Consider the following 11,163-nt stretch of genomic DNA (forward strand, 5'->3'; position numbering starts at 1 on the left):
GACAAAAAACTGGTTGTACCTATTTTCTGGCTATCATTTCCACACACGTCACGACTCTGTTTTGGACACTTTACGCGTTATTAGTTCAAATTATCAGCTAAAAATAGCGGCCCAAGCGACTCTTTTGGTAAAGAAAATTCTTCTGGATAATCAACAGCAACCAAATATAATCCTTCAGCTTTGGCTGTTGCACCCGCCAGTTTTCTATCTTTGGCTTCAAGCAACCATTTTATCCATTCGGGAGGCTGCTCACCACGGCCGACAACGATGAGGCTACCGGTAATATTTCGCACCATATGATGGACAAAAGCATTTGCTTTAATGTCGATAACGACATAGTTGCCATGCCGAGTCACATTCAAATGCATGACGTTTCGCCAAGGACTATTCGATTGACAATGCACAGCGCGAAAAGAGGTGAAATCATTTTCGCCCAATAAAAGCTGCCCTGCTTGCTGCATTTTCTCAACGTCTAAATCGCCATGATAATGACTGACACCTGAAGATAATATGCCAGGGCGATAAGCATGATTATAAATGATGTAGCGATAACGGCGTGCTGTAGCCGAAAAGCGAGCGTGAAAATCGCTTGAAACCTCAGTTGCCCAACGAACAGCGATATCTTTTGGTAAATGAGCATTGACACCCATTGTCCAAGCGACCATTTTTCGGCAAGCCGTAGTATCAAAATGTATCACCTGCCCTGTGCCGTGAACCCCTGCATCGGTGCGCCCCGCACACAATACTTCAACCGGATGGTTCGCCACAACTGTGAGTGCTTTTTCTAATTCTTCTTGGACACTTTTAACGTCACGTTGTCGCTGCCAACCATAGTATTGAGAACCATTGTACTCAATACCTAAAGCGATTCTCATCATCTGATTCTCTTTGAAAATGGGTCGGGCAGTATAATCGCAATCAAAAAAAAATTCTAATCGACAAGCCATCTACCCCGACAACTTTCAATGTGAAGTTCAGGTCATCTGCAAGTCAGAAAAGGCTATTCAATAACAACGAGGCCGTATATTCACGGCCTCGTTTGTTTTTAAGCTCGGCGATTAATGCTGTCAATCAAGGATTTCGCTTCTCGTCGGATATCATCACTACCATCAACAATGGCTTCCTCTAACAGTTTTATCGCCCCTTTATCATCGTTCATCTCGATGTAAATTTTGGCGAGGTCAAGCTTACCCGCCGCCTCAGAGTTATTGTCTACATCGATATCACCAATGTCACCAATCACATCCGGAAATTCACTTAAACCAACATCTAACTTGAGTTCTTCATCTTCAGGGCTGATCCCCTCTTCACCCTCAACTTGAGCCATTAGCTCATCGATGGTCATGTACTGGCTCTTTTGGGCTTCAAAATCATCGAGTTCATCTTGAATTCCCCAGTTTTCATCAAGAATTTGAGGCTCGTCGGTTTGGATCTCATCGTTCCAAACGGCAAGCTCTTCTTCAGGCACGTCATCTGGGATGGAAGCTTGTTGATCTGGCGTTAAATTAAAACCGTTCCAATCTTCACCGCCTACCTCTAACATTGCATCAATATTCATACCAGCACTATCAATGGTACGAGCATCTAATGGTCGATCAAAAGAGAATGGCGCAGAAGATACACTTTCCTCATCTAGCCAATCTTTTAAGGCTTTCTCATCGAACTCCTGTTTTGAAACACTCTGCAATTGGTCTGCGTCATCATCTTCTAAAAGCGGCTGTTGAACTGTTTCTAGTGCTGGTTCGTTAATTGAAGCAAGTGCATCTTCTTCACCGAATTCAGGTAAGGATTGCTCGTCAATCGCTTCAAAACTTTCTTGAGCAACAGGCTCTGACGCCGCTTCTTGAGGCTCGGCTATCGCATCCGCCAGCGCGTCTTCTTCTGACTGCTCTGGCAGTTGGACTTCGGAAAGCTCGCTCTGTGACTGTTCTTCTAGCGATGGCTCATTAAAGGAAGCAAGGAGATCTTCTTCTTCGAACTCCACTAACTTGTCATCGTGGAGCTCCTCAACATGGTCCTTTGCCGATGATTCTGCTGAATTAGTTTGAAGCGGCTCAACATCAGCTTGGCTTGGTTCTTCGTCTTCTAGCTCACCAATGTCCCAGTCTTCATCTTGTGGAACTCCAAATTCGTTAGGGCTGACTTCTGGTTTGCTAACCTGTGCGGGTTCTATTTTTTCCGGGGATGTCGAGCTGCTTAGAGGTTGCTCCTCATTCGGCTTCAGATCCGGATAACTTGCCCCTTCAATTTCTGGGTTAAAATCAAATGAGTCGTCGATAAATTCTTCATCAATGTCGCCATCAACCACTCCCATCTGTTCATCATCCAGTAGAGGATCTTTTTCAGGAGCGGCACTTAGCAGATCGTCAATGAAGATGTCGCTGTTAAACTCGGAATCTTCAACGCTATCGTTTTCATTATCCAACAACTCGCTATTTTGCTGTTCGGCCTCTTCGATATTCTGAGCATGCTGCTCGATTTCCAGCAACTCTTCAAATAATGCCGTACCATCTTCTTCAGCGAGACTATCCTTATCTTCAGCACCTTCTTGCTCTTGGTCTGCCTTTTCAAACTCAAGTGATTCAGAACCATTGTCAGTAAATAGTTCGTCCAATAGCTCTGTACTATTCTCATCCAGCTCGGTTTCAATGTCGGATTCCGTAGTTTCTTCACCCAATAACTCATACAGAGTTTGATCACCAGTGAAGTCAACATCATCAATATCTTCTTCGCTCGAAGCGATGTCTTTATCGGGCTGCACAAGTTCTTCAAGTAAGTCGGTGCTTTCCGATAAGTCTGTCTCGCTCTCTTCATCATCACCGAGTAGCTCATCGAGCAGTTCGACACTGTCACTATCAATTGCTAGGACATCTTCATCTTGCTCTTCTAATAATTCATCCAGCAGCGCTGTTTCAGTGGAGGAATCAGTTTCTATTGAGGTGAGGTCAGATTGCGCTTCAATCGTTGCGAATAGATCATCAAGTTCACTATCCGACGCTAGCTCTGCTTCTTTTAAATCGAAGTTACCGCCGGTTTTTGCTAGCTCGGGCTCTTCTGAATCCAAGTTGAAATCATCTTCGGACTCATCCAATAATGAATCAAAGTCAAAACTATCATGATGATCGTCATCACTATTGGCGGCAAACAAATCGTCAAGTAGCGATTGATCTAAAGTATCGCTTCCGAGATCTTCAGCTTTATCATCTCCAGCCAATAACGCGTCAATGTCGTCTTCAGAGATGGAATCATCATCATCGGATAAATCAAATTCTGTTTCGCCGTCATCTTCATCTAATAACGCTTCGTCTAAAGCTCGCGCCATCTCATCGAGACCGACAGCTTTTTCGTCAGCACCAACACTGATGCCGTTACTGCTAGCGGTCAAATCTTCTAAATCCGCAGCAAGATCACCATCATCGCCGATACTCGCAAATGGGTCTTCGCCATCTTCACCTTCGAGGTTGAAGTCTAAATCTGTATCGTCTAAATCGGCAAAAATGTCCGATTCTTGCTCAGCATTGTCATCGATTTCATCATCCAGTGTGATGTCGTCACCAAATAACTTCTCACTATCATCAGACTCACCAAACAAGTCATCATCCAGCATTAAATCATCGTCAATATCTTCAAGGCTGCCAACAGCCATCGGCGTTATGGGCTCTTGATTACCTTGAGTGGCAACAGGCTGCTCCGTTGGCTTGGATCGGCGGCCAAGCAACATCACAACCAGTAAACCAATTAACAGACCAGGAATAAGGGCGAGAGCGGCGACCAACCAAGAGTTGGAAAGCAGTTGATCAAGTGCACTTGGTGCAAGCTTTTGCGCCTCTAATGCTTTTCTACGTTCTTCATCAAGTAGCTTTTCAACTTCAGAGCGAATGCGGTTTTCGTCACCGAGTTCTCCTTTGAGTGCATCGACTTCGGATTGAACATCTGCCAGCATCAAACGTAACTTATGATTTTTCTCTTCAAGCGCCAGTAATTCAGTATCAGATTTCGCAACTTGTGTGCCAATATCTTTTAGCACAGGTTCACTCTTCGTCTTTTCAATAACTGGTTGAGCGGCAGTAGAGGCAATTGTTTTTTCAGGCAAAGCTGTAGAAGCAGCAGTAACAGGCGCTGTTGGCTGCGCCGTATTAGCATTCAATTTGGCTTGATGCGCAGCCATGATATTGACCGCTTCTTGTGTGGGCGCACTATTTACCTGTGCCAATGATGGAACACGTAAGTTGCTACCCGGAATCAAACTGTGAATATTTTGATTTTCGAACGCCTGAGGGTTTAGCCGATAAATGGCCAGCAGGGTTTGTTGTACAGTGACGTTATTCGATGGACGTAGTCGAGTGGCAATAGACCACAAAGTGTCGCTGTCTAAGGTTGGCCCAAAAAACGTCGATGGTTGGCTATTAGCCTGCTGAAGATTACGAGTTTGAGTGAGATTTTCTGAAAATTGAGGAGAAGACTGGATCTCACCATTCGGCCCAACCAGGCGAATGCTCTCGGCACTAACGATAGAAGTCTGAGTCACGGCAACCATTGCTATCGGCAACAGTAGACGCTGAAAAATTTGACGCATATAAGGCTCAGCTATGTGCTTGGAATAAATAAATACGATGATCTGTTTAATATATCGGATAACGCTAGCAAAACTATAGGACGCAAGGTAAAAAATGTGTCACGACTACGATAATCGCAGGAATCTCACACATTTTTCCCCGTTAAGTGAGCTTGCTCAGACAAAACAGTACCATAATAAAAAGAAAGGCCAGCATTGGCTGACCTTTTTAAATAGTACTTAAGCTTACTCTGCGTCTATTTTTGCCCAAGTGTCACGTAGACCCACTGTGCGGTTAAAAACCAACGCTTCTGGTTTAGAATCTTTCGAGTCAGCACAGAAATAACCCATGCGCTCAAACTGATAACCTTGCTCCGCGTGTGCCGACACCAAACTAGGCTCAACAAAACCATTAATTTTAACCAATGAATCCGGGTTAATAGTTTCGGCAAAGTTGTCAGCTGCCGCCGGGTTGGGAACGGTAAATAGGCGATCATACAAACGAATTTCAGCTGGCAAGGCTTTATCGGCGGATACCCAGTGAATAACACCTTTCACTTTGCGTCCATCTGCCGGGTTTTTACCCAGAGTATCCATATCGTAAGTGCAGAATATTGTCGTAATATTGCCTTGTGCATCTTTTTCAATGCGCTCTGCTTTTATTACGTAAGCGCCGCGTAAGCGAACTTCTTTGCCTAGCACTAAACGTTTGTATTTCTTGTTGCCTTCTTCACGGAAATCTTCACGTTCAATCCACAATTCGCGAGTAAATGGAACTTCACGTTCGCCCATTTCAGGCTTGTTTGGATGATTTGCCAGCGTTAACGTCTCGACTTTACCCGCCTCAAAGTTTTCTATCACCACTTTTACAGGGTCAAGAACCGCCATGGCGCGAGGCGCATGTTCGTTTAAGTCTTCACGGATACAAGACTCTAACGAACTGAATTCGATCATATTTTCCTGTTTTGTCACACCTATGCGTTTGCAAAACTCACGAATCGATGCTGGTGTGAATCCACGGCGGCGTAAACCTGAAATCGTCGGCATACGTGGGTCATCCCAACCATCCACTAATTTTTCCGTAACCAGCTGGTTTAGTTTACGCTTAGACATTACCGTGTATTCAAGGTTTAAACGGCTAAACTCATACTGATGTGGTCGACAATCAATCGTGATATTTTCCAACACCCAATCGTACAGACGGCGGTTATCTTGAAACTCTAGGGTACAAATTGAGTGCGTGATCCCTTCCAAGGCATCCGAGATACAGTGGGTAAAATCGTACATTGGATAAATGCACCATTTATTACCCGTTTGGTGATGCTCAGCGAAACGAACACGGTAAAGCACAGGATCGCGCATCACCATAAAGGATGATGCCATGTCAATCTTGGCACGTAGGCACGCTTTGCCTTCTTCGAAACCACCAGCGCGCATTTTCTCAAATAGCGCTAGGTTTTCTTCAATGCTGCGATCGCGGTACGGACTTGGCTTACCTGCTTGAGTCAATGTACCTCGATATTCACGGATCTCTTCTGGACTGAGCTCTTCAACATAAGCCAGACCTTTTTGGATCAACTCAACCGCGTATTGGTATAGTTTGTCAAAATAATCTGACGAATAACAAACATCACCAGACCATTGGAAGCCGAGCCATTTCACGTCGGCTTTGATTGACTCAACGTACTCCATATCTTCTTTTTCAGGGTTTGTATCGTCAAAACGTAAATTACACTGTCCCTGATAGTCCTGAGCAATACCAAAGTTTAAGCAGATAGATTTAGCATGACCGATGTGCAGGTAACCATTTGGCTCGGGCGGAAAACGAGTATGCACACTTGTGTGTTTGCCATCCGCTAAATCTTTATCAATGATTTGGCGAATAAAATTCGATGGACGAGCCTCAGCTTCACTCATCTATAGCACCTCAAAATTATTTAGTATCGTCAGAAGATTTTTCTGTATGTAAGAGCAGCAATGCTTGCAGAAACAGAAAGTTTGTCGCTAATGATCCACAATTATCCGCTCTTGCACAATAAAAAGTGGGCATTTCCTGCGATTATTTCAAGACATTGCCTTTTGTCTGGCTAGGCTAAGCAAAATTTCAGGCAAAGGGCGTAAGAAATAGACAAAAGCTACCGTTGTGGGCAGCCTTAAATTTGAATAGCGCTCATTTGATGAATAAGAAAAACCTCTGCATGAAGCAGAGGCTTTAAAATAACCTAATCATCGGTTGCGATTAAGACTAAGGAAGTTTCACGCTAGAAAGATCTTCGTTTGCATTGATAGACTTCATCTCACCAGCAACGATTTCAGCAAGAGGGCCTAAGATAACTTGTAGGTTATTAGTACCCAGTTTCACCACACCCATTGCACCCAATGCTTTTAATGTTTTCTCGTCGATAATGCTCATGTCATTGACAGATAAACGTAAGCGAGTGATACAAGCATCGATGTTAGATAGGTTGCTGTGACCGCCTAGAGCTTTAAGGTATTGTTTAGCGAGCTCAGAAGACTCTTTCGCGCCTGATACTTTGCTATCGCTGTCGTCATCTTCGCGACCTGGTGTTTTAAGGCCAAATTTCAAAATAACGGTACGGAAAATCACATAGTACAGAGCAAAGAACACAATACCTTGAACTATTAGCATGTACCAATTAACCGCCAGTGGGTTACGTGATGACAATACCATATCCACAAGGCCTGCAGAGAAACCGAAACCCGCAATCCACTGCATTGAAGCAGCAATGAATACTGATAGACCCGTCAATGCTGCATGCAGTACATATAGTGCAGGAGCAAGGAACATGAACGAGAATTCTAGAGGTTCAGTTACACCGGTAAAGAATGAAGCAAAACCAGCTGCAATCATGATAGAAGCAACTTTCTCTTTATTCTTCGCTGTAGATGTGTGGTAAATAGCCAATGCCGCACCAGGTAGACCGAACATCATAATAGGGAAGAAGCCTGCTTGGTACATACCCGTTACGCCTGGGATACCAGTACCCTCAGCGATAGATTTTGCACCACCTAAGAAGTTAGGAATGTCGTTAATACCCGCAACGTCAAACCAGAATACTGAGTTCAGTGCGTGATGAAGACCAACAGGGATTAGCAAACGGTTAAAGAACGCATAGATACCTGCACCCGCAGAACCTAGACCTTGAATCGATTCACCAAACGATACTAGACCACCATAAACATGCGGCCATACATACATCAGAACGAAAGCGATAAAGATACCGGCAAACGACGTCAAAATAGGTACTAGGCGTTTGCCAGAGAAGAAGGCTAATGCTTTATGCAATTCTACAGTAGAGAAGCGATTGTAGATTTCAGCAGAAACAATACCTACTAAAATACCAACAAACTGGTTGTTGATTTTACCAAAAGCAGCAGGAACTGCGCTTGGATCAATACCTTGGATCTGTGCAACGGCTCCTGGAGAAAGCAAAGTCGTCACGACTAAGAAACCAACAAAACCCGACAATGCAGCAGCACCGTCTTTATCTTTAGACATACCGTAAGCCACACCAACAGCAAACAGTACAGACATGTTATCAATGATTGCAGCACCTGCTTTAATCAGGAATGCAGCCAAGGCACTGTTTGAACCCCACCCATTTGGGTCGATCCAATAACCAATACCCATTAGTATCGCGGCAGCTGGCAATGTGGCAACTGGTACCATCAACGCCTTGCCTACTTTTTGAAAGTATCCAAGAATATTCACCTTAAGTTCCCCCTATAGGATTTAGGATTTTTTGTATTTGGTTGAGCCACTTATTTTAGTCGCTCAATTTAGTCAAACTCAGTTTATGATATTAATTTTGCTCCGCAAATTAAAACCTTATCATTTGTGATCATAATCACCACAATCTGCCAAATACCAAGGTTTTTGCTAGCGAGATCATAAAACTTATTTTACAATTAAAAAAAATGGAAATTAGGCGATAATATTTGCCTGTTTCATCGTCGAATAGCATGTAAGCTAAACAACCCCGACTGGCTTTTTTCGTATAAAATGCAAACTATAACCATCAAATAACCCAGTCAAAACGAGCACTTAATTTTAATGTCATCCAGCATTGGCTGTTTGCTAGCAAGATAATTCGCGACCTAATTGAAGTAAGAAAAGAAAGCACCGTACTGGCACATTCCACCTTTCATTTCGTCGCCTCGCCAAATTTATAAAATATTGATAGATAAGGATTTGATGATTATGTACGCACTAACTAACTGTAAAATCTACACTGGCAGTGATGTGCTAGTTGACCATGCTGTGATTATCAACAACGAGTTGATTGAAGCGGTCTGTCCTATTGCGGATTTACCACAAGATATAGCGACACAAGATTTAAATGGTGCAAACCTAAGCCCAGGCTTTATCGACCTGCAATTGAATGGTTGTGGCGGTGTGATGCTGAATGATGAAGTAACGGCGACTACGATGCAGATCATGCATAAAGCCAACCTAAAATCAGGATGCACAAGCTTTTTGCCAACGTTAATCACCTCTTCAGACGAAGACATGCGCAAAGCGATTTCTGCCGCACGTGAATATCACTCTCAATATAAAAACCAATCACTGGGTTTACACCTTGAAGGGCCATATCTTAATGTGATGAAAAAGGGCATTCACAGTGTGGATTTCATCCGCCCTTCAGATGACAACATGATCGCCACTATGTGTGAAAATAGCGATGTGATTGCTAAAGTGACATTGGCGCCAGAGCACAACAATCCAGAACACATTGAACGTCTGGTGAAAGCTGGCATTGTAGTATCGATTGGTCACACTAACGCAACTTATACTGAAGCACGTAAAAGCTTTGAATCAGGCATCACCTTTGCCACACACTTATTTAATGCCATGACGCCGATGGTTGGACGTGAACCCGGTGTCGTTGGTGCAATTTATGACACCCCAGAAGTTTATGCTGGCATTATTGCTGATGGCTTTCATGTTGATTATGCTAACATCAGAATTGCTCACAAAATCAAAGGCGAAAAGCTTGTATTAGTGACCGATGCCACAGCTCCTGCAGGCGCTAACATGGATTACTTTATTTTTGTCGGTAAGAAAGTATATTACCGTGATGGTAAGTGTGTTGATGAAAACGGCACACTGGGCGGCTCAGCACTCACTATGATTGAGGCAGTGCAAAACACTGTTGAGCACGTTGGTATCGCATTGGACGAAGCTCTGCGGATGGCAACTCTGTATCCGGCAAAAGCAATTGGTGTGGATCACAAACTAGGCCGAGTTAAAAAAGGCATGGTGGCGAACCTCACTGCATTTGATAGAGACTTCAATGTTCAGGCGACGGTTGTTAACGGACAATACGAGCACAATTGATAATGAATGGCGGACAAATAGGTAACGTAGATTTAGTCAAACAACTCAACAGCGCAGCAGTGTACCGATTGATCGACCTACAAGGTCCGATATCTCGTATTCAAGTTGCCGATGTGAGCCAACTTGCTCCAGCAAGTGTTACAAAAATAACCCGCCAACTTCTAGAACGCGGCCTCATTAAAGAGGTCGCACAACAAGCCTCTACTGGCGGACGTAGAGCCATCTCCTTAACAACCGAAGTCGCCCCTTTTCACTCTGTCGCCGTACGTTTAGGCCGAGATTACATTCAGCTCAGCCTGTATAATTTAGGGGGCAAAGAACTCGCGTCGGACTATCACGAGTTTCACTATTCTCACCAAACACAATTAATTGAGGGGCTCCTTTTCCACCTCAATACCTTTATCAAACAACAGCAAGAGCGAATCGAACAGTTCATTGCCATTGGTATTGCCCTACCCGGCTTAGTCAACCCAGAAACGGGTGTCGTAGAATACATGCCCAATATTGCTATTGATGCACTCGCTTTAGGTGACATCATTCGTGATAATTTTCATGTTGAATGTTTTGTTGGCAACGACGTGCGCGGTATGGCGCTTGCCGAACATTATTTTGGTGCCAGCAAAGACTGTCAAGACTCTATCCTAGTCAGCGTTCACCGAGGAACTGGGGCTGGCATTATCGTCAATGGTCAAGTATTCCTAGGCTATAACCGTAACGTAGGTGAAATTGGTCATATCCAAATCGACCCACTCGGCGAACAGTGTCAATGCGGAAATTTCGGCTGTTTAGAAACGGTAGCCGCAAACCCGGCTATTATATCTCGTGTTAAAAAACTGATTGCTCAGGGCTATGAATCTAGCCTAGCGAATATAGAGAGCATTACCATCAATGATGTATGTGAGCACGCCAATCTCGGTGATGAGCTAGCAAAACAGAGCTTAATTCGAGTGGGTAATCAACTCGGTAAAGCCATTGCGATGACCATCAACTTGTTTAACCCACAAAAAGTGGTAATTGCAGGTCAAATTACAGCCGCTCAAGAGATCGTATTCCCCGCGATTCAACGAAATGTAGAGAATCAATCACTCAAAACTTTCCACACCAATTTACCCATAGTTGCGTCGCAGATTGATAAACAACCAACCATAGGTGCATTTGCTATGATTAAACGGGCAATGTTAAATGGTGTTTTACTTCAAAAATTACTTGGCGATTAAGCAACCGATTGAATTATAATAAAAGGCTGTGT

The 11,163-nt window shown here is 43.8% G+C and carries 6 protein-coding genes; 2 read left to right on the top strand and 4 right to left on the bottom strand.

Going from position 1 to position 11,163, the window contains the following annotated elements:
• Positions 1-80: 80 nt before the first annotated feature.
• The 4 genes from truA to nagE form a co-directional block, all read right to left on the bottom strand.
• Complete coding sequence (gene truA / locus AACT21_RS05055; RefSeq protein ID WP_026027499.1) at positions 81-875, bottom strand: tRNA pseudouridine(38-40) synthase TruA; 795 nt, start codon at positions 873-875, stop codon at positions 81-83.
• Positions 876-1,045: 170 nt separating this feature from the next.
• Positions 1,046-4,576: a FimV/HubP family polar landmark protein gene (locus tag AACT21_RS05060; RefSeq protein ID WP_094164507.1), complete on the bottom strand. Its 3,531-nt coding sequence runs from the start codon at positions 4,574-4,576 to the stop codon at positions 1,046-1,048.
• A 225-nt stretch (positions 4,577-4,801) separates the two neighbouring features.
• The gene (glnS, locus tag AACT21_RS05065; RefSeq protein WP_017048027.1) at positions 4,802-6,472 is read right to left on the bottom strand and encodes a glutamine--tRNA ligase; all 1,671 of its coding nucleotides are present in this window, start codon (positions 6,470-6,472) and stop codon (positions 4,802-4,804) included.
• 328 nt (positions 6,473-6,800) lie between these two features.
• Positions 6,801-8,288, bottom strand: a complete 1,488-nt coding sequence (gene nagE, locus AACT21_RS05070; protein WP_013857296.1) for an N-acetylglucosamine-specific PTS transporter subunit IIBC — start codon at positions 8,286-8,288, stop codon at positions 6,801-6,803.
• 489 nt (positions 8,289-8,777) lie between these two features.
• Between nagE and nagA the strand changes: the two genes are divergently transcribed.
• Positions 8,778-9,914 carry an N-acetylglucosamine-6-phosphate deacetylase gene (gene nagA / locus AACT21_RS05075; protein ID WP_026028127.1) on the top strand — a complete coding sequence of 379 codons (1,137 nt, stop codon included), beginning with the start codon at positions 8,778-8,780 and terminating at the stop codon, positions 9,912-9,914.
• A 2-nt stretch (positions 9,915-9,916) separates the two neighbouring features.
• Entirely contained in the window at positions 9,917-11,131 is a 1,215-nt protein-coding gene (gene nagC, locus AACT21_RS05080; protein ID WP_026028126.1) for a DNA-binding transcriptional regulator NagC, read from the top strand.
• Positions 11,132-11,163: the final 32 nt, after the last annotated feature.

Origin of the sequence: Vibrio sp. V08_P9A1T1, assembly GCF_963874405.1 — a bacterium.
Lineage (GTDB): Bacteria > Pseudomonadota > Gammaproteobacteria > Enterobacterales > Vibrionaceae > Vibrio > Vibrio anguillarum.